The organism is Pseudomonas sp. LBUM1676, from assembly GCF_059695605.1.
Map to the genome: position 1 here is coordinate 5,384,298 of NZ_CP166777.1, position 20,167 is coordinate 5,404,464.

20 protein-coding genes and 1 pseudogene are annotated in these 20,167 nt (G+C 60.7%); 4 read left to right on the forward strand and 17 right to left on the reverse strand.

Going from position 1 to position 20,167, the window contains the following annotated elements:
• Positions 1-182 precede the first annotated feature (182 nt).
• Complete coding sequence (locus ACA041_RS24880) at positions 183-593, forward strand: low affinity iron permease family protein (RefSeq protein WP_497438263.1); 411 nt, start codon at positions 183-185, stop codon at positions 591-593.
• Positions 594-669: 76 nt separating this feature from the next.
• On the opposite strand, the gene ACA041_RS24885 is transcribed toward ACA041_RS24880, so the two are convergent.
• The 5 genes and pseudogenes from ACA041_RS24885 to ACA041_RS24905 all read right to left on the reverse strand — a co-directional run bounded on the left by ACA041_RS24885 (position 670) and on the right by ACA041_RS24905 (position 4,301).
• Positions 670-1,173 carry a DUF4142 domain-containing protein gene (locus tag ACA041_RS24885; RefSeq protein ID WP_497438264.1) on the reverse strand — a complete coding sequence of 168 codons (504 nt, stop codon included), beginning with the start codon at positions 1,171-1,173 and terminating at the stop codon, positions 670-672.
• Positions 1,174-1,248: 75 nt separating this feature from the next.
• A complete protein-coding gene (locus ACA041_RS24890; RefSeq protein ID WP_010462447.1) occupies positions 1,249-1,407 on the reverse strand; it encodes a KGG domain-containing protein in 159 nt (52 codons plus the stop codon).
• A gap of 115 nt (positions 1,408-1,522) precedes the next feature.
• On the reverse strand, positions 1,523-2,872 hold the full coding sequence (locus ACA041_RS24895) for a sensor domain-containing protein (RefSeq protein ID WP_497438265.1): 1,350 nt from the start codon (positions 2,870-2,872) through the stop codon (positions 1,523-1,525).
• Positions 2,873-2,957: 85 nt separating this feature from the next.
• Entirely contained in the window at positions 2,958-3,596 is a 639-nt protein-coding gene (locus tag ACA041_RS24900) for a LysE family translocator (RefSeq protein WP_497438266.1), read from the reverse strand.
• A gap of 98 nt (positions 3,597-3,694) precedes the next feature.
• Positions 3,695-4,301 (reverse strand): annotated as a pseudogene (locus tag ACA041_RS24905) (LysR family transcriptional regulator).
• Positions 4,302-4,379: 78 nt separating this feature from the next.
• Between ACA041_RS24905 and ACA041_RS24910 the strand changes: the two are divergent.
• A complete protein-coding gene (locus ACA041_RS24910; RefSeq protein WP_497438267.1) occupies positions 4,380-4,868 on the forward strand; it encodes a DMT family transporter in 489 nt (162 codons plus the stop codon).
• A gap of 92 nt (positions 4,869-4,960) precedes the next feature.
• Here the strand turns inward: ACA041_RS24910 and ACA041_RS24915 are convergent, their stop codons facing one another.
• From ACA041_RS24915 to ACA041_RS24930, 4 genes are all read right to left on the reverse strand, one after another.
• Positions 4,961-6,292, reverse strand: a complete 1,332-nt coding sequence (locus ACA041_RS24915; protein WP_497438268.1) for an MFS transporter — start codon at positions 6,290-6,292, stop codon at positions 4,961-4,963.
• A gap of 189 nt (positions 6,293-6,481) precedes the next feature.
• A complete protein-coding gene (locus tag ACA041_RS24920; RefSeq protein WP_497438269.1) occupies positions 6,482-7,408 on the reverse strand; it encodes a hydroxymethylglutaryl-CoA lyase in 927 nt (308 codons plus the stop codon).
• A complete protein-coding gene (locus ACA041_RS24925; RefSeq protein WP_497438270.1) occupies positions 7,405-8,598 on the reverse strand; it encodes a CaiB/BaiF CoA transferase family protein in 1,194 nt (397 codons plus the stop codon). The genes ACA041_RS24920 and ACA041_RS24925 overlap by 4 nt, the downstream gene beginning before the upstream one ends.
• 238 nt (positions 8,599-8,836) lie before the next feature.
• Positions 8,837-9,745: a LysR family transcriptional regulator gene (locus tag ACA041_RS24930; protein WP_497438271.1), complete on the reverse strand. Its 909-nt coding sequence runs from the start codon at positions 9,743-9,745 to the stop codon at positions 8,837-8,839.
• Between the two features lie 229 nt (positions 9,746-9,974).
• Between ACA041_RS24930 and ACA041_RS24935 the strand changes: the two genes are divergently transcribed.
• Complete coding sequence (locus ACA041_RS24935) at positions 9,975-11,141, forward strand: MFS transporter (RefSeq protein ID WP_497438272.1); 1,167 nt, start codon at positions 9,975-9,977, stop codon at positions 11,139-11,141.
• On the opposite strand, the gene yiaY is transcribed toward ACA041_RS24935, so the two are convergent.
• Complete coding sequence (yiaY, locus tag ACA041_RS24940; RefSeq protein ID WP_497438273.1) at positions 11,138-12,286, reverse strand: L-threonine dehydrogenase; 1,149 nt, start codon at positions 12,284-12,286, stop codon at positions 11,138-11,140. The genes ACA041_RS24935 and yiaY overlap by 4 nt on opposite strands.
• 155 nt (positions 12,287-12,441) lie before the next feature.
• Here yiaY and ACA041_RS24945 point away from each other — a divergent pair, with 155 nt between their 5' ends.
• Positions 12,442-13,461 carry a DUF4917 family protein gene (locus ACA041_RS24945; protein ID WP_497438274.1) on the forward strand — a complete coding sequence of 340 codons (1,020 nt, stop codon included), beginning with the start codon at positions 12,442-12,444 and terminating at the stop codon, positions 13,459-13,461.
• A 31-nt stretch (positions 13,462-13,492) separates the two neighbouring features.
• Here ACA041_RS24945 and ACA041_RS24950 read toward each other — a convergent pair whose 3' ends face one another.
• The 7 genes from ACA041_RS24950 to ACA041_RS24980 form a co-directional block, all read right to left on the reverse strand.
• A complete protein-coding gene (locus ACA041_RS24950; protein WP_497438275.1) occupies positions 13,493-14,548 on the reverse strand; it encodes an AI-2E family transporter in 1,056 nt (351 codons plus the stop codon).
• A gap of 68 nt (positions 14,549-14,616) precedes the next feature.
• Entirely contained in the window at positions 14,617-15,423 is an 807-nt protein-coding gene (locus ACA041_RS24955) for a DUF4892 domain-containing protein (RefSeq protein WP_497438277.1), read from the reverse strand.
• Between the two features lie 8 nt (positions 15,424-15,431).
• Positions 15,432-16,091: a glutathione S-transferase family protein gene (locus ACA041_RS24960; protein WP_497438278.1), complete on the reverse strand. Its 660-nt coding sequence runs from the start codon at positions 16,089-16,091 to the stop codon at positions 15,432-15,434.
• Positions 16,092-16,141: 50 nt separating this feature from the next.
• Positions 16,142-16,996 (reverse strand): alpha/beta hydrolase, encoded by an 855-nt coding sequence (locus ACA041_RS24965; protein ID WP_497438279.1) that lies wholly within the window; start codon positions 16,994-16,996, stop codon positions 16,142-16,144.
• The gene (locus ACA041_RS24970; protein WP_497438280.1) at positions 16,993-17,799 is read right to left on the reverse strand and encodes an alpha/beta fold hydrolase; all 807 of its coding nucleotides are present in this window, start codon (positions 17,797-17,799) and stop codon (positions 16,993-16,995) included. The genes ACA041_RS24965 and ACA041_RS24970 overlap by 4 nt, the downstream gene beginning before the upstream one ends.
• Before the next feature lie 166 nt (positions 17,800-17,965).
• Positions 17,966-18,409: a hotdog fold thioesterase gene (locus ACA041_RS24975; RefSeq protein ID WP_497438281.1), complete on the reverse strand. Its 444-nt coding sequence runs from the start codon at positions 18,407-18,409 to the stop codon at positions 17,966-17,968.
• 32 nt (positions 18,410-18,441) lie between these two features.
• The gene (locus tag ACA041_RS24980) at positions 18,442-20,109 is read right to left on the reverse strand and encodes an AMP-binding protein (protein ID WP_497438282.1); all 1,668 of its coding nucleotides are present in this window, start codon (positions 20,107-20,109) and stop codon (positions 18,442-18,444) included.
• Between the last annotated feature and the right edge of the window lie 58 nt (positions 20,110-20,167).

The window sequence follows — 20,167 nt, forward strand, 5'->3', positions numbered from 1 at the left end:
GAGTGTGGGGCATTCCAGGTAGTGACCTACGCATTAGCGAGTTGGTTGCGCCGGATTGCATCGCAGGCAATACGCGCTGCTACTCGGAACAGCCGATTTTGCCGAACGGAAAAATGTAAGCAGAATTTTCAGCGTGTCCGCGCTGTCACAAATTCAGGCGCATCCCTATAAGGAACACGGCAATGAAATTCGCAAAAATCTCGCAGAAACTCGCTCTGTGGTCCGGTAGCCCGAAGACGTTCATGAGCGCGTTGGTTCTGATTGGTCTGTGGGGTCTGAGTGGGCCGATTTTCGATTACAACGATACCTGGCAACTGATTATCAACACCTCGACGACCATCATCACCTTCCTCATGGTGTTCCTGATCCAGAACACGCAAAACCGCGATACCGACATCCTGCACCTGAAGATCGATGAGTTGCTGCGGGTCAACAAGGACGCACGGAACGCGATGCTGGGGCTCGAATTGCTGGATCTCAAGCAACTGGAAGCCTTGCGCAAACACTATCGGGCCATGGGCGAAAATGAAGTGTTCCAACTCGAAGGCCTCGTCTCCAAGGGCAAGCACAAACAGAAATGGAACGAGTGCTGAGGGCAAAAAAAACGGCGCGCGACCTGAGTCGCGCGCCGCTTATTTTTAACACTGCCGGGTTTAACACTGCTAACCGCTAACGACTGGCTTGCAGCGCCCTGGCCATCTGCAGATGGTTTTGCAGTTTGGGCAGGGTTTCTTCGGCAAAAGCCTTGATCTGCGGCACGTCGGTCGTCTGCGCCGCCTGCTGCAGTTGCTCGATGGCTTCCTGGGTGGTTTTCACCTGACTGGCCGCGTAGGCCTGGTCGAAGCTCGCGTCATCCTTGACTTCCGGCATCAAGGCTTTGGCCTTGTCGACCACCTCTTCGCGCGGGGCCACTGGCAGATCCAGTTGCTTGGCGATTTTCGCCAAGTGCTGGTTGGCCGTCGTACGGTCGTTGATGACGACGATGGTGTAGTCCTTGACCTCTTTGGACTCGGATTTCTGGTGCGCCAGGCGACTGGCTTCGATATCGGCCATGCCTTTGGCCGAGGCATCGTTGATGAATTCGGCGGGGGACTGGGCAAAGGCACTGCTGGCACACAGGCCAAGTAACGTGGCAAAACTGGCATAGCGTAATCGGGTGGCCATCCGGCTCATGGTCGCGCCCTCCTTCTGAAAAAAATTCAAGCGGGAGCTTTCGCCCCCGCCTCTCAATCAAAACTACCTCACCAACTATTTGGATTTCTGACCGCCTTTGCGGCCCATATCGGGTTTCGCAGGGTCTTTATCGACAGTCGTAGTGGTAGTTTTCCCACCTTTGCGACCGGCTTCAGACGCCTTCGTTCGATCGTTGGCGAAATTTCCCGAGTTCGAGTTTCTTGAGTTAGGCATGATTCTCTACCTCTTGGTAATGATCGCGACGAGCACAAGCCCGCATAGAATCAGAATTTCGAACAGCGCAAAGGTTTAGAAAACATGGGATCGCCGCGACGAACGGTGGCGATTTTCAGGCACCGGGTAGCAAGTGCTGCTGGCGTTTGGCGCTGTACATCGCTTCATCGGCATGCCTGAACAACTGACTTTCTTCGGTGCCATGTTCGGGGTAGTGCGCAACGCCGATGCTAGGCTGGATGTTCACGCTGTGGCCGTCCAGGCGCAAAGGCTGGGACAGGACCTGTCGGATTTTTTCCGCCACGCTGTCGGCATCATCCGAAGCGTGGATGCTGTGCAGCAACACCACAAACTCATCACCGCCGATGCGTGCCACCGTGTCGGTTTCGCGCACGCAGTGCGTGAGCCGATTGGCAACCGCCTGCAGCAGCATGTCGCCCACCGCATGGCCGTGGGTGTCGTTGACCTCCTTGAAGCGGTCGAGGTCGACGTACAGCAATGCCATCAGGCCGCCGTCCGCTCGGGCCTCGGTCAATGAAGCCTTGAGTCGCTCACGCAGCAACTCGCGATTGGGCAACTGGGTCAGTTGGTCATACCGGGCCATGCGCTCCAGTCGGGCATGCAATTGCTTGCGCTCGATCGCCGTCGCGACTTGGGCGCAAACATATTGCAGCAGTTCCTTGTCTTGCTCGGTGTAGCGCTCGCCGCCAGGCACGCTTTTGACGATCAGCGCACCAATCGTGCCGTTTTGTGAACTCAACGGTACGCCCAGCCAGCAGGGCGAATGCTGCTTGGCGATCAGTTCCTCAAACCCTTGCGGCACATTATCCAGGTCCGAGGTCAGCAGGATCGGCTGGCCACTGCGAATGACCTCGGCGCATAGCCGGCCGGTCATCGTTCCGGGCTGTTCGGGTTGCAACTCGTGGTCATCGACGTGATAAGGAAAATCCAGTTGCCCGCAATGTTCGTCATACAGCGCCACGGAGAAATTCAGTGCTGGCAGCCATTCGCCGATGATCAAATGGATGCGTTGGAACAGTGCCAGCAGGTCTTCCGCGGCGTGGGCGGCTTCGGATATCGCGTACAGCGCCGCTTGTCGGGACTCGGCCTGCTTGCGCTCGGTGATGTCACGGGCCACCGCAATGCGCAATTGATCGAGCTCCGACCAGCGGGCCGACCAGAGGATGTGCACCACCCGGCCATCCTTGCGCAGGTAGCGATTCTCGAAATTGAGCTTGGGCTCGCCACCCATGATTTCCCGAGCGGCATCAAGGGTGCGCTGCCGATCGGCGGGATGCACCAGATCGATCATCGGCTGGCCGATCAATTCGTCGGGGGTGTAGCCGAAAATGCGTTCGCAGGCAGCGCTGACAAATACGAAGCGACCTTGTTTATCGACCGCACAGACGGCGTCCAGCAAGAGATCGATGTAGCTCGCCTGGGGCGCGGAATTTCTGGTTGCCATGGTGCGGTGGGCGTTTCCGGACAATGCAGCAATAAAAAACCATCCCTGACCGATCAATACCGCTGACGCTTCCGTGCAATCAGCCTCATGCCTTGTTCGGCAGCAGCCCTGGCAACGCATGCACCAGGGCATTGATGGCAAAACCGATGAACATTACCCCGCACAACCGGGTGATTGCCAGCTCATGCCGCTGGTACAAGCTGCGCACCTGCTGTGCACCAACGATACCAATGAGGATAGCGTAGGCCATGAGGCCACCGACGAAGCTCAGGACGATCAACCAGGGCAACATTGACCAATGCAGCAGCTCGGCGCGGCTGGAGAGCAGCGCGGTGAACGTCGCGACCGCCACCGGATAAGCCTTCGGATTGGTCAGGCCAAACAGAATACCGTGCCAGAACGGCTGACGCGCCGGGCCCTGAGGCGCTTCGACACTGCTGCGACGAGCGCGAACCGCGCGCAGACCGAGCCAGAACAGGTAAAGCCCGCTGAGCACGCCCAGCACATCAAACGCGGTACTGCCGATTTCCCGCGCACCGACAATCGCGATCAACGCGGTACTGCACCAGACCACGTCCCCCAGCAAATGCCCGCAGAGAAACCCCGCCCCCGCCCGCCGACCATGCGCCGCACCGATGCCGAACACCGCCAATACCCCCGGTCCCGGCGTGATGCCATAAATAAAGCCCGAGGCGAGAACGGCCATTAGCAGCGATGGGGTCATTGGAAATCCTTTTGTACTACCGGGTGAATGGGCGCAAGTCTATATCAGGTCCCCCGGGGGGCGACTGGCTGATTGTCCAAGAACTTCATTCGTTGATCTCACACCGCAGCCACTCCACTCAAGCACTCAATCTGCCCATTCAACCAATTCAATGCCTGATCCCCTCCCCGACGCTTGTGCCACACCAGCACAAAGGTAAACGACGGAATGTTAAACGGTGGGGCAACGACGATCAGCGACTGCTCATCGATATCGCGTAAACCTCGGGAAGCGACGGTGAGGATCAAGTCCGTACCGCTGATCAATTCCGGGGCGACGCTCCAGTGCGGCAGGCTGATCGCCACGCGACGGCGTTCGCGCAGGGCTGTCAGGGCCCGTTCGATTTCCGGGGTGCCGCTGCCGCGTGCGCTTGGCGGTGGCCGGATCGAAGGTGTTCGGCGCCAGCAGCAAGTGCACCTGGGCCAGGGCTTCGGCCAGGGGCGCCATCAATTCGAGGGCTCGCGGAGTGGGGACGAGGCTGGCGCCTGCCCGCACCAGCAGCGGATCGCCAAGCAGATCGCGCAACCGCGCCAGGGCATGACTGACCGCAGGCTGACTCAAGTGCAGGCGCTCGGCTGCGCGGGTCACGTGTTGCTCGCTGAGCAAGGCGTCGAGGATCACCAGCAAGTTGAAGTCGATGCGCCGAAGATCATTCATCTGATGCATGTTCTTGATAAGAATTTGGAATTTAAATCTGCGCGACGAATACTCTAGAGTCCAGCAAAACCTGTTGGAGAAATGATCATGAGTACGTTGCAGTGGGCCGGCCTGTTTGTGCTGGCGTTTATTGCCGGGGCGGTGGTGCCCTTCCAGAGCGCGATCAACGCTAACCTCACGCGCGGCCTGGGTCATCCGTTGTGGGCGACGCTGGCGTCGTTGCTGGTGAGTATCGTGGTGTTGTTGCCGATCATGTTGGCGTTGCGCTTGCCGTTGCCGTCGCTGGCGTTCATCAGCCAGGCACCGCTGTGGATGTGGACGGGTGGCGCGTTTGGGGTGTGCTTTGTTGCGCTGGCGTTGATGCTGGTGCCGAAGCTCGGGGCGTCGGGGTTTATAGCCTTGGCGTTGGCGGGGCAAGTGGTGGCGTCGCTGGCGCTGGATCACTTCGGGTGGTTTGGGTTGGTGGAGCGGCAGATGAGCATGCCGCGGGTGGTTGGGGCTGTGTTGTTGATAACCGGGGTGGCGTTGATTCAGTTCAGCACTTCGCCGGCCAAGGCGGTGATTGCGACCTCTTGAAGGTTAAAAGATCGCAGCCTGCGCCAGCTCCTGCAGGGATGCGTGGTCCCTTTAGAAGTTGGCGTAGCCTGCGATCTTTCAAGCTCTTGTTGTCAGTACTTGTCGAGCGTGCGCAGCTTCTGCGGCAACCCCCACAACAGCAGCGCCACAGCGATCAGTGCGCAGACGCCGATCACGTACAACGCCGGGGTGGTGCTGCCGGTCAGATCCTTGATCCGTCCGACCATGACCGGGCTGACGATGCCACCGAACTGGCCGAGGGTGTTGATCACCGCGATCCCGCCGGCAGCCCCGGCACCGGCACCGGCCAGCAGTTTCGGCGGCAGGGTCCAGAAGCTCGGGATGGACGCGATGATCCCGGCACCGAGCAAGCCCAGCGCGACAATCAGGAAGGTCGTGTGGTTGGCGAAGATCCCGGCGCAGAAGAATCCTACCGCGCCCACCGCTACCAGACCGGCGACAAACTTACGGCGCTCGCCCGTAGAGTCGGACAACCGCCCGATCACCACCATGCTGATGGCGCCGCAGATGTAAGGGATGGCGGTCAGCAAACCGATCATTACCGGGCTCTCGGTGCCGGCGCTACGGATCAGTTGCGGCGCCCAGAAATTCAAGCCGTAGGACGCTATCTGAATCAGGAAGTAGATCAGCCCCAGGGTCAGGAAACCCGGGATCCGCAGCGCGGCGAGCAATGAGCCGCCACTCTTGTGTGGTTCATGGTGCGCGATGCGGCTGGCCAGCAAAGTCTTCTCCGACGGCGTCAGCCAATGTGCATCCTCGATGCGGTCCTTGAGCAACGTCAGCACCAACAAACCCAGGCCGATGCAAGGCACGCCACCGAGCAGAAACAGCCAGTGCCAGCCGCGCATGTCCATGAAGCCGTCGAGGTGTTGCAGCACCAGCCCGGAGAACGGTGCGCCGACCAGGCCGGCAAACGCCGATGACAGAAACAGCATCGAAGTGATCCGCCCGCGATAATGCTGCGGGAACCAAAGCGTCAGGTAATACAGCACGCCTGGGGCGAAACCGGCCTCCATCGCACCGATCACGAAGCGCAGCGCATAGAACTGCCATTCGGCGTTGACGAAGACCATGGCCGCGGTGGCCAGGCCCCAGGACATCATGATCCGGGCGATCCAGCGGCGGGCGCCGACCTTGTACAGCATCATGTTGCTCGGCACTTCGAAGATCACGTAGCCGACCACGAATAATCCGGCACCGAGGCCATAGGCGGTATCGCTCAGGCTCAGGTCGGTCTGCAGCTGGAACTTGGCGAAGCTGATGTTGATGCGGTCGAAAAAAGCGAACAGGTAGCAGACCATGATCAGTGGCATCAGGCGCCAGGCGACCTTGCTGACCAGGGCTTTTTCTTCGTCATGGTCAACGGCCGGGCTCGCGCCCGCATCCAGTACATTAAGGCTCATGGTGGGTCTCCAGGCGGACTTCCCTTGGGTGTCCGATTGTTTTTGTTGTCTGGTTGAAATGTTCGTAATGGCGTTTTTTTGTAGGAGCGACGCTTGCCCGCGAAGCGGTGTGTCAGGCGCTTGCGATGTTGAATGGCAGGCCGCCTTCGCGGGTAAGCCTCGCTCCTACAGGGGGGGGTCGTGAAGGGGTCAGGACGGGGTCGGGTGCAAATCGCAATTGCGTCCGGCCTTGGCCAGCTGACCGGGCACTTCGTGGCCCAGCAGTGCCGGCAATCCTCGAGACAACTTCAGCAACAGCGGCAGATCAATGCCGGTATGAATGCCGATTTCATCGCACAGGTTGACCAGATCTTCGGTGCAGATATTGCCCGAGGCCCCCGGTGCAAACGGGCAACCGCCGAGCCCGCCGAGGGCGGCGTCGAAGCGTCGGGCACCGGCCTCGTAGGCAGACAGTACGTTGCACAAACCAAGGCCGCGGGTGTTGTGGAAATGCAGGGTCAGGTCCGCTGGCGAAACCCGTTGCAATACGCGTCGCACCAATCGATCGACCTGCCGCGGATTGGCCATGCCGGTGGTGTCGGCCAGGGTAATGCCCTGGATGCCGAGTTCCTGATAAGCCTCGACGATCTGCAGGACGCGGTCCTCATCGATCTTGCCTTCAAACGGGCAACCAAAGGTGGTGGCGATACTGCCATTGAGCCGCACCTGCGTGCCGCCCACGAATTGCACGATCTCGCCGAACGCGGCAAGTGAGGCTTCGCAACACATGCGCATGTTGGCCAGGTTGTGGGTCTGACTGGCGGACATCACCAGGTTCAGCTCGTCGGCCCCGGTCGCCAGCGCCCGTTGCGCGCCTTTCAGGTTGGGGATCAACGCGACGTAGATCACCCCTGGTTGCCGGGCGATACCCTTGAACACCAGCTCACCGTCGCGCAACGCCGGAATCGCCTTGGGCGAGACGAACGAGCCCGCTTCGATGCGGCTGAAACCGGCCAGAGACAGCTGATTGATCAGCGCAATCTTGTCGACGGTGTCGACCCAGGTCGGCTCGATCTGCAGGCCGTCACGCGGGGAGACTTCCTGAACGATCAGGGTCTGGGAAAAATCAGTGATCATTGCACCACCCCTTCAGTTTTCAGCCGTTCAATATCCGACGCCGTCAGGCCGAGTCCCGCGAGAATGCCGTCGGTGTGCTGACCCAGACTCGGTCCGGACCAGTTCACACCGCCGGGGGTTTCGGACATTTTCGGCACGATCCCCGGCATCTTCACGCGGGTGCCGCCAGGCAGCTCCGCACTGAGCAGCATGTCCCGTGCCTGGTAATGCGGATCGGCGACGATGTCGGCCACCGAGTAGATGCGCCCGGCGGGAACTTCAGCGGCTTCCAGCGCCGACAGGACTTCGTCGATCGGCAAGCTGCTGGTCCAGTGGGTGATGGCCGCGTCGAGCAGGTTGCTTTTGGCGGCACGACCGTCGTTATGGGCGAACTCCGGCGCTTCGGCCAGGTCATTGCGACCGACGACTTGCATCAGGCGCTTGTAAATCGGGTCGCTGTTGCCGGCGATCACCACGTAGGCGCCATCGGCCGTGAGGTAAGTGTTGGAGGGTGCGATGCCCGGCAAGGCGCCGCCACTGCGCTCACGAATGTGGCCGAGCATGTCGTATTCCGGCACCAGGCTTTCCATGACGTTGAACACGCTTTCGGCCAGGGAGACATCGACCACCTGGCCGCCGCCCTGCCCAGTCTTGACTCGCAGCAACGACATCAACGCACCGATCACCGCGTGCAGCGACGCCAGGGAATCACCCAGGCTGACACCGACCCGGGCCGGCGGCGAACCGGGGGTGCCGGTGGTGTAGCGAATCCCGCCCATGGCTTCGCCGATGGCGCCAAACCCCGGACGATCGCGATATGGGCCAGTCTGGCCATAACCGGAAATCCGCACCAGGGTCAGGTTGGGATTCAGGGCATGGAGTACATCCCAGCCCAGGCCGAGTTTTTCCAGGGCGCCGGGCCGCAGGTTTTCGATCAACACGTCGGCGCTGGTCGCCAGCTGCTTGACCAGTTCGATGCCTTCGGGGGATTTCAGATTCAGCGCCAAGGACTTCTTGTTGCGCGATTGCAGGTACCACCACAACGAGGTGCCTTCATGCAACTTGCGCCATTTGCGCAGGGGATCGCCCTGGCCCATGGCTTCGATCTTGATCACCTCGGCGCCGAACTCGGCGAGCATGCGGGCGGCGAACGGTGCGGCAATCAGCGTGCCGATCTCGATCACCTTGATTGCACTCAGGGGGGCAGTCATCGCGGGGTACCTCTTGTTGTTCTTGGATATGAGCCAAGGCTAGAGGACCCAGGGGCGATGAATCCAACCCTCAATTGGCAACGGGCGTTCGCGAAACGCGAATGCTCATGGAGATTATCGCGACCTCAAGTCCGCCTTCGCGAGCAGGCTCGCTCCCACAAGGGATTTGTGAACACCGAACATCAACTGTGGGAGCGAGCCTGCTCGCGAAGAGGCCCGCCCATCCAATCGAGAATGATCAGGCCTGCCCGCGCAAATGCTCAAACAACATCCGACTCACCGGCGACAATCCCGCTTCATCCCGGACGACGATGATCAACGCCCGATCCGACCAGTCATCCGTCAACGGCACCGCATGCAAACCCAACGCCCGGCCAAACAGTTCATAGGCCTTTTGCGGCAGAATACCGATGCCCATGTTGGCCTGGACCATCCGGCACATGGCGTCAAAACCCGGCACATGAATCCGCAGCCGCAGCACCTTGCCGGCCTTGCGCGCCGCGGCGTGGGTGCGCATGTTGATCGAACTGGCGGCGTGCAGGCCGACGTAATCGCTGTCCAGCGTGTCGGCAAAAGCCAAGGCAGAGCGGCTCGCCAACGGATGGTCCGGCAGCATCAGCACCACCAGCTTGTCCTGTCGATACAGCACGCTGTGCAGGCCTTTGACGTCGCTGTCACTGGAGCAGATCCCGAGGTCGGCCACGCCATCGAGCACTCCCTGGATCACCCCGGCGCTGGGGCGTTCCTCAAGGTCGGTCTTGACCTGGGGATGGCGTTCGGAAAAGTCCCGCAGGTCTTCCGGCAGAAACTGGATGATCGCCGACAGGTTGGCGAGCATCCGCACATAACCGCGAATGCCGTGGCTGTGTTCGCCCAGCTCAAGCCCCATTTTCTCGACGTTGAACAGCATCTGTCGCGCATGGTGCAACAGGGTTTCGCCGGCCGGCGTCAGGGTCATGCCTTTGGCCTGGCGCACGAACAGGCTGATGCCCAGCGCCTCCTCCAGCTCCATCAAGCGCTTGCTGGCCGCCGACACCGCAATCGCCTCGCGCGTCGCGGCACGGGTCAACGTGCCTTCTTCGTGGACGGCGACAAACAGCTGGAGAGTGATCAGGTCGAGGCGGCGGATCAGGCTTTTTTGCAGCATGGAGGGCTCGATGACTTCGGTTCGACTGAGGCGGCAATATAGCCCGGTTTTAGCCCACGCCATCACAAGCCGTTGTCCTACACATAAATCTCTCGTAACACTCAGCCGTGACGGAAACAGCTGATTCAACGCCCGCCGCACATTTCGTACAGTCTGGAAAAACGCCGAACAGTGCAGCCGTCAGGTTCCCCTGCGCAGGTGTCGGCCACTGAAAAGAAGAGAAGACTTCATGAAGAGCAGCACCCTCCTCCTTGTCACCTGCTGCTCGGTTTTCCTCGCACAGTTGGGCATGAGCATTTACCTGCCGGCGCTGCCGGAGATGGCTCGAAATTTCTCCACCGACGCCTCGCAGCTTTCGTGGGGACTGGCGGTGTATCTGATTGGCATGGCGCTGCCGATGCTGTTCTGGGGCAGCCTGGGCCAGCGTATTGGCCGAAAACCGGTGCTGCTCGCCGCACTTGGCATCTATGGCGTTGGCAATCTGGCGCTGCCGCTCGGCCAGTCGCTTGAGTCGTTCCTGGTGTTGCGACTGGTTCAGGGGATTGGCGCCAGCGGGATTTCGGTGATGGCGCGGGTGCTGATTCGCGACGGTTTCCGCGGTGACCTGCTGGCTAAAGGGTTGTCCTGGCTTTCGATTTCCTTCGTGGTGGCATTGGGGATCGGCCAATACCTGGGATCAATCGTCCAGGTAGCGCTGGGCTGGTCGGCAATCTTCTACCTGTTGGGTGGTGCCAGCCTGATGATGGCAGGGGTTGTAGTGCGGGTCACGTTCCCGGTACTGCTCGAGGATAATGTTCGATTGTCCGCGTGGCCGAGCTACTGGCGCATTCTGGGTGAGCGAGCCTTTCTGTTGCCGGCCCTCGCTGGCAGTCTCGGATACGGAGTGATTATCGCATTCAATACGGCCGCGCCCCTGATTCTGCAAGGACCGTTCAACTGGTCGGCCGTGGAATACGGACTGTTGGGCTGGCCCATCAGCGTGGCGTATTTCCTGGGGGCGTTGGCGGTCAATCGATTCGTGCTTCGTACCGGTCAACGTTGGTTGATGTCTGCTGGCGTAGGGCTGGTGCTGGCTGGCGGCGCATCGATGTTACTGGGGAGTATTGCGGGCACTTCGGTGACCTTGCTGTTCTGGCTGCCATATTGCGTTGCTGTGTTTGGCCAGTCGTTGAATTACCCGATCAGCCTGTCCCTCGCCAGTGCCGGCTCGCCGGTCGGCGGTGCCTATGCAATGGCGTTGAGCGGTTTCATTCACCAGCTGATGGCGGCTGCCATCAGTGGTATCGCCAGCCTGATCGCAAACCAGCAAGCATGGCCGTTATCGCTGTTGTGCACGGTGCTGGCCTTGGGCGCAATGCTCTGCGTGATGCTCGCGCCCAGACGTAACTCCATTTAGAAGGCGCTGCGGAAAATCTCCTCGATCTGCCGCTGATTCGCTACCCGTGGATTGGTCAGGCCACAGGCGTCTTTCAAGGCATTGGTGGCGAGCATCGGGATGTCGTTGAGCTTGGCACCGAGTTCACGCAGACCGGCGGGTATTTCGACATCCCTGGCCAGGCTGCGGATCGCTGCAATGGCGGCCTGGGCACCCTTTTCCGGGCTGAATCCATGAATGTCGGCGCCCATTGCGACCGCAACATCGCTCAGGCGATCGGCGCACACCTGTGCGTTGAAGTTTTGGACGTGGGGCAGCAGCACGGCGTTGCATACGCCATGGGGCAAGTCGTAGAACCCGCCCAACTGATGAGCCATGGCGTGGACATAGCCCAGCGAAGCGTTATTGAACGCCATGCCGGCGAGAAACTGCGCATAGGCCATGTTTTCCCGTGCAGCCATGTCACTGCCGTCGCGTACGGCCAGGCGCAGGTTGTTGCTGATCAAGGTGACGGCCTTGAGGGCGCAGGCATCGGTGATCGGGTTGGCGGCGGTGGAGACATAGGCTTCGATCGCATGGGTCAACGCATCCATGCCTGTGGCCGCGGTCAGGCTTTTGGGCATGCCGACCATCAGCGCCGGATCGTTCACCGACAGCAGCGGCGTGACGTTACGGTCGACGATGGCCATTTTCACGTGCCGGGATTCGTCGGTGATGATGCAGAAGCGGGTCATTTCGCTGGCCGTGCCGGCGGTGGTGTTGATGGCGATCAGCGGCAGCTGCGGCTTGGTCGATCGATCGACGCCTTCATAATCACCGATCTGCCCGCCGTTGGTGGCGCACAAGGCGATGCCTTTGGCGCAGTCATGGGGCGAACCGCCACCCAGGGAGACCACGAAATCACAACGGCTTTCCTTGAGCAGACCCAGGCCACTGGCGACGTTGGCGGTGTTCGGGTTCGGCCTGGCGCCATCGAAGATCACCGAGTCGATGTCCTGCATCGCCAGCTTCTCGGCAATCATCTTCGCCACACCGGCCTTGGCCAACCCGGTGTCGGTAACGATCAAGGCCTTGCGAAAGCCGTACTTGCCGATGGCGGCCATGGCTTCGTCGAGGCAGTCGATGCCCATGATGTTCACGGCGGGGATGAAAAACGTGCTGCTCATGAGCGAATCTCCTGGCTGGGGCCGAATCGGAGGGCCGATCCAGCGGGTACCCACAGGATCGACCCATCGCTCACGCAGTATCTTGATCTGGCTCAAGTCTCGGTCGTGATAAAGTCGCCGCCCATCAGACCTTTAGCTTTGAGACGCCGAACGCAATGACCGATTTCCAGGATGTCGATGCACAACTTGAAGACTGGAACGCCTTGCGCGCCACCGCCTCGTACAGTGGCCTGCTGTTGGGTAACGGCGCCAGCCGCGCGGTGTGGGATGACTTCGGCTATGACTCGCTGTTCGAAAACGCCCGCACCGTCGAAGAAAAACCTCTGAGCCAGTCCGAGCTGAGTGTGTTCGATGCCATGCAGACGCGCAGCTTCGAACAGGTCCTCAGCGCGCTGAAAACCACCAGCCGGGTCAACAAGGCCCTCGCCGTCAGCTCCGCCGCCCCGCGCAATCGCTACTACGCGATCAAGGAAGCACTGATCAACACCGTTCACGCGGTGCACATCCCGTGGCGGTTGGTCGAGGCGTCGACCCTGGCGACCATCAATCAGGAACTGGGCGGCTACCGGACGGTGTTCACCACCAACTACGATTTGCTCAACTACTGGGCGATCCAGCACCAGCCGGATGCAATCAGCGACTTGTTCCAAGGGGCAGAACCGCGCTTCGACCTCAGCGCCACGGCGACCGATAAAACCCGCCTGCTGTACCTGCACGGTGGCCTGCACCTGGTGCGTAACCAGGACGGGACGGCACGCAAACTGATGTCGACCGAGGGCACGTTGCTCGGCAGTTTCGCCATCAACAACACGATCAAGACACTTGATGACGTGCCGCTATTCGTCAATGAAGGCCCGGCTCAGGACAAGCTGAAAACCATCCGAAGTTCGGATTACCTATCGTTCTGCTATGACCAGTTACTGGGGCATGGCGACGGGTTGTGCATCTTTGGTCACGCCCTGGGGGAACAGGACAGCCACCTCATACACGCCTTGCGCCAGGCGCAACCGAAGGTGCTGGCGATCTCGATATATCCGCGCAGCAAGGCGTTCATCCAGCATCAGAAGCGGCATTACGCCAAGGTGTTTGACGGGACGGGGGTTGAGTTGCGGTTCTTTGATTCGAAGACCCATGCGCTCGGTAGCCCCAGGTTATCGGTGCCCATCGAAGTCTAGTGCCTGAGGACCATCGGCCTGTTACATCCACTCAAGGCCGGCGGTCCTCGGCCCGAGCCTGGCTCTTGCTCCAGTCAGTCAGCAAGCTGTAAGCCACGGCCAACAAGGTCGGCCCGATAAACAAACCAATGAACCCAAATGCGATCAGCCCGCCAAACACCCCAAGCAACACGATCACCAGGGGCAAGTTCCCGCCCCGACTGATCAGGTAAGGCTTGAGCACGTTGTCGACCCCACTGATGATGAACATGCCCCAGATCCCGAGGAACACCGCCATCCCGTAGTCACCCTTCCAGGCCAGCCAGGCGGTGGCCGGAATCCACACCAGCGGCGGCCCCATCGGAATCAGGCTCAACAAAAACGTGACGATCCCCAGCACCAGCGCCCCTGGCACACCGGCAATCAGGAAGCCGATCAAGGCCAGCACCGCCTGAGCGGCCGCCGTCCCGATCACCCCGTTCACCACCCGTTGTACCGTTCCCGCCACCAGCTCGATGTAATAGCCGGCGCGATCACCGATCAGCCGTTGCAGCAGCCCATGAACAAACGCCGCCAACCGCGGCCCGTCCCGGTAGAAAAAGAACACGAAGACGATGCTCAACGTCAGTTCGAGAATGCCGCCGCCGATCTGCGCGCTGCGCGCCAACAACCAGTTACCGACCTGGCCCAGATAGGGCTTGATCGCCAGCATCATGGCCGCGCCCTGCTGATCGATGCTGTTCCAGATCACTACCAGCCGCTCGCCCACAAAGGGAATACTCCCCAACCAGGTCGGTGCTTCAGGCAGACCATCGACCTGCACATCCTTGATGAACGCCGTGGCATCGCGCACATGGTCCGCCAGGTTGAACCCCAGCCACACCAGCGGTGCCGCCACCAGCACCATCCAACCCATGGTCAATAGCGCTGCCGCCAGGGATTCGCGACCGTTGAGCCAGCGGGTCAGCAAACGCATCAGCGGCCAGCTGGCGAAGGCCAGCACCGCGCCCCAGAACAAGGCGGACCAGAATGGCGCCATCACCCAGAAGCTCGCGCCAAACAGCACCAGGAGCAGGATCTGCACCAACAGCCGATCGTTATTGATCATCCAAGTCTCGAAAAAAGTCAGCCAGTAAAAAAGTCGGTGAACGCGCGAACGCGTTCACCGGGTATAGCTTATCGCAACAGCTTCAGGTGCAAGCCGGCGCCGTCGACGCTGCCGGCTTCCATTCTGGCCGTACGCACACCCTGCTCGATCAGGGCCTGACGCCAGGCTTCGGCCTTCGGCCCGGAAATACTGACCCGCAACGTGGTATCCAGATTCAACCCACGGGAAATCAAACGCAGCCAGGTTTCGTCAGGGTCGCCGGTCAGTTTGGGGAAATCAAGCTCACCGGTGCTTTTGAGCTCGCGCAGCAAGGTCGCGGAAGTCGGCAGCAAATTGCCCAGCGGTGCCGCGGCGTCAAATTGTTCGACGTGCAGATAGGCTTTGCGATTGCCACGGGTGATGCTGTAAAGCGCCACCAGGGTGTTGTCCCGGGGTGCCGCCAGACGCAGCAGCAGATACGCTTGCTTATCGTCGGCACCATAGAGCTTGGCGTTGCCGAAGACATCGTTGGCCCACAGGCTGCTCTCCCCGCAATCCCGGGCCTGGCACCAGAACAGCAACTCGGCATCCTGCTTCTGCAGGGCTTCGCGGGCTGCGGTGAAGGCGTCAAGCGACGAGTGCTCCGGTGGCAGCTCGTAGGTGACCGAGGTCGCATTGCCACGGGCGCTGACCTGCCCATCGAAGCGCAGCTGGCCGCTGATCTTGCGGATCGAACCCAGCGGGTAGATCCGCTCAAGCTCGGCCGATGGGCGATAGTCGACGATCTGCGCATCGGTAACACGCGGCACGATGGGCAGGTCCTGACTGCCCGGGACATCGGCGGCAAACGACAGGGGACTGAAACAGCAAAGCGCCAGCAGACTGAGTGAACGCATGGTCAGGCTCATCGGATCAGCATGGCCTGGGCACCTTTGACAATGCTGGCATCATCGAGGCGCTCGGGCACCAGCAGACCACGCTGTACTGCCGGGCGCGCCTCCATGGTCGCCATCCAGCGCTGCAAGGCCGGCAAGCCCTCCACCTCGACACCGGACCACTCATGGCCACGAACCCATGGAAAGGTCGCAATATCGGCAATGCTGTACTCGCCCGCCAGAAACTCTACAGCTTGCAGGCGCGTGTCGAGCACTTCGTAGAGGCGCCGGGTTTCATGCTGATAACGGTCGATGGCACCCTGGAGCTTTTCCGGAAAATAACGGAAAAACACGTTGGCCTGACCCTGCATCGGGCCGATCCCGCCCATCTGGAACATCAGCCACTGCAGGACCACCGAGCGTCCCTTCGGATCCTGTGGCAGCAGCTTGCCGCTCAGCTCGGCGAGATAAACCAGGATGGCGCCGGATTCGAACACGGCAAAATCGCCGTTGCCGCGGTCGACAATAGCCGGAATCCGGCCATTGGGATTGATCTTGAGGAAGTCCTCGGATTTCTGTTCCTTTTTGTCGAAACTCAAGGCGTGCACCCTGTAGGGCAGGCCGAGTTCCTCGAGCACGATAGAGACCTTGTGGCCATTCGGGGTCGCAGCGGTGTAGAGATCTATCATGGTTGTCTCCCATTTCAACCCGCCCAGCCTCGACAGTTGCCCGGCGCAAGTCAAGGAACGGCGAAGAACCGATTGAAACAGTCTGCGACAAGGTCGGCACCGGGCTCGTCATTCAGGTGCAGATGATGGCCGCCAGGCAGCTGTTCTCGGCTAAAGGGTAGACGCTCCAGCAACTCCGGATGTTTGGCCAGCATGCCGTCAGCCGCAACCACCAGCGTTGCAGGACAGCTGACCCGCTGGACGAAGGCCATCGCCTGTTCGGTAGTCAGACGCAGCGGCGATGGCAATGTAAGACGGTTATCGGTACGCCATGTGTACCCCCCCGGTACCGGCATCAAGCCCCTTTGCGCCAACAGCTCGGCCGCTTCGCGACTGACCGCCACCAGACCTTTCATCCGTGCCTCGATGGCGCGGTCGAGGGTGCTGTAGACCGGTTTGCGTTTTTCCCGCAGATTCAGCTGCGCCTGCAGGGCCATGCCCATGCGCTCGGCGGCATTTTCGCCTTTGTCTGTAGGAGGAATGATGCCGTCGATCAGGGCCAGATGGGTCACCCGCTCCGGCAGCGACCCGGCCAGCACCAGTGAAACAATCGCTCCCATCGAGTGCCCCAGCAACCCGAAGCGTTTCCAGCCCAATTGTTCAGCCACTTGCAGCACGTCATGGGCATAGTCCCAGAGCGCGTAACCGGCACCCGCGGGCCGATGCCCGGAGTGACCATGCCCGGCCATGTCCAGGGCGACGATGCGCAACCCGTCTAGCTTCGGCGCCAACCGGGCAAAGCTGTTGGCGTTGTCCAGCCAGCCGTGCAAGGCGATCACCGGGACACCGTCTTCGGGCCCGAACAGATGCGCCGCCAATTCGATATGCGGCAGGCTCAGGCGAACTTCTTCGACGACATGGCTCATGCGCAATCCTGCTGGTGGCGACCTTCCCAGCGGCTGAACAGGTTTTTCAGCAGCGTGGCCGTGTCCTGGGGACGTTCGAGGGGAAACATGTGACCGCCGGGCATGGTCAGGGACTCGCCCAGCGGCAAGCGTGCGACGGAACTGGCGTGATGCCGCATCACCACCCGGCTCTTGTGCCCGCGAACCACCGCCAACGGTACTTTCAGCTGCCTGGCACGGCCAGGGCTGGTGTGGGGCACGCCGCGGTAGATACTGATTTCCGTGGCGGGGTCGAAGCGCAGGCGCAGCTTGTCGCCCACCTTTTGCAAACCGTGTTGCAGGTAAGCGTCGAAGCATTCCGGGTCGAAACTGCGAAACAGGGTTTTGCCAGCGAAATACAGACGCGCAGCTTCCAGATCGGCGAACTCTTCCCGACGACCCAGGGTGCGGCCGGCCGGGGTCAAGCGGTCGATGAAACCGAAGCGCTTGGCGGCGCGGATGACCCATTGATCGGCACGGGTCAGCACCGGCGAATCAAGCATCACCACCCCGCGATACAACTCTGGGCAGCGCAGGGCTGCGTGCAAGTGCAGCACGCCACCGAACGAGTGGCCAACACCCCACACCGGTTGCGGTTGTTGCTTGAGGTGATGAATCAACTCGTCGACCAGGTTGTGCCAGTTGTCGTCCGCCGGGAAACGCGGGTCGTGGGCGTGCTGCTCCAGATGAGTCACCTGATACTCGGGCGCCAGCGCCGCGAACAACTTGCCGTAGGTTCCTGAAGGAAAACCATTGGCGTGGGCGAAGAATATCTGTTGCGACATACCGGCAAATCCATGAGCGAGGACAGGCGTTGATTGTCCGTAAGAGGACGTCCTACAGCAATGACCATAACTGTCAGTAATGGTGGTAGGAAATGTCGCAAAGTCAAAAAATCGCAGCCTGCGGTCGCTCCTATACCAAGCCGGCGACCTTTTGATCTTTCATCAATCAACGCGCCGGCGGATTCTCACCCAACGGCACCACCGCCATGGTCAAGCGCGACACGCAACTGGCCTTGCCCTCGTCGCTGGTCAGCCGAATGTCCCAGACATGGGTGGTGCGGCCAATGTGAATCGGTTTGGCCACCGCCGTCACCCGTCCACTGCGCAATCCACGCAAATGGTTGGCGTTGATCTCCAGGCCCACGCAATAAAACCTGCTGGTGTCGATGCACAGGTAACTGGCCATCGAACCGACGGATTCGGCCAGCACCACCGAGGCGCCACCGTGCAGCAGGCCGTAAGGCTGGTGAGTGCGGTGGTCGATGACCATGCTGGCGGTCAAAGACGCTTCATCGAAGTCTTCGAAGCGGATATCCAGCACTTCGCCGATGGTGTTTTTCTGGATCGCGTTCAACTGCTCGATGTTGGGAGTGGTACGCCACAGACTCATTGCAGATCTTCCTTATTGGTTTTATTCGCGGCTCAATCCTGCCACAGCACCGTCTCGCTGCGCTCGCTCCATTCTGCGAACCGGGCACCATAAGCCGCTTCGATCATGTTGCGTTTGATCTTCAGGGTCGGCGTCAAAAAGCCGTTTTCCACTGCCCAACTGTCCTTGACCACCACCAGCCGATGCAAGCGTTCATGTTTGTCGAGCACGCCGTTGACCTCCTCCAGGAGCTTTTCCAGACTCGAGTGCAGGCTTGCGCGCGCCGTTGTGCCGGCGTCCTGTTGCCCGACCGCCGAGAGCACGCATAACCCCAGCGGGCCGCTCAATCCATCGCCGACCACACACACCTGCTCGATCCGCGAGTGCACCGCCAGCCGGTTTTCGATCGGTGCCGGGGCGACGTATTTGCCTTTGCTGGTCTTGAAGATTTCCTTCAGGCGCCCGGTCAGGCGCAGGTTGCCTTCGGCGTCTTGCTCGCCCTTGTCACCGGTACGCAGGAAACCGTCCTCGGTGATGGTTTCGGCGGTTTTCTGCGGCTCTTTGAAATACCCGAGCATGGTTGCGCCGCTGCGTACCAGCACTTCGCCGGACGGCTCGATGCGCACTTCCACCCCGGGGCAGGGCTTGCCGATCCAGCCGGGTTTGTTCTCGCCCGGCCGGCAGACGTGCGAATAACCGCAGCTCTCGGTCATGCCATACACCTCCAGCACATCCAGCCCCAACTTGCGGTACCACAACAGCAAGGTCTGCGGCACGGGCGCGGCGCCGGACAAGGCCACGCGAAGCGCATCCAGGCCCAACCCGGCAAGGACTTTGTGCCCGACCCGCTTGCCGATGAACGGCAAACCGAGCAGGAAGTCGAGCCGTTTCGCCGCAATCTTGTTGTATACGCCCATCTGGAACTTGGTCCAGATTCGCGGCACGCCAAACAGTGCAGTGGGCCGCGCACGGCGCAAATCAGTCAGGAAGGTATCGAGACTCTCGGCAAAGAACACGGTTTGCCCGGTATAGATCGACGCCAGTTCGACGAACATCCGCTCGGCGACGTGGCACAGCGGCAGGTAGGACAGCAGCCGGTCCGACTCGTTGAGACCGAACAATTGCGTGCCATGGCTGGTGGCAAACCCCAGATTTCCGAAGCTGTGCATCACGCCCTTGGGCAGGCCGGTGGTGCCGGAGGTGTAGATGATGGTCGCCAACTGGTCGGCGGACGGCTTGGGATCGTCCTGGATCGGCGAACTCGCTTGCAGATCATCCCAGCTGAAATCGAAAATACCGGGCGGGTGCAATGGCAGGCTGATGGTTGGCAGATCGGGATTGATCCCGCGGGACATGCCTGGCCAGTCATCGAGTTTGCCAATGAACGCCAACGTCGCCTCTGAATGTTCCAGTACCTGCGCAACGGATTCGGCCGTGAGATTCGGGTACAGCGGCACCGAAACATGCCCGGCCATCCAGATCGCCAGGTCGGCGATGATCCAGTGGGCGCAGTTTTTCGAGATCAGGGCGATGTGGCTGCCCTGGGGCAATTCCTGTGCGCGTAGCCAATGCGCGGCGCAGCGGGCCTGATGCCCGACGTCGGCCCAACTCAGGGTCTCGACTTGTCCGCCGCCCATGGGCTGGACCAGAAAGCGCTGGCGGGAATGACGGGCTTCACGCTCGTAGAAGACGTCCAGCGGCAAACGAAAAGCGGCTGACATGCGACTCGCTCCTTTGTTTCTGTTCTGGAGCAAGCGTAGTCAACCAAGCAGTTGCTTG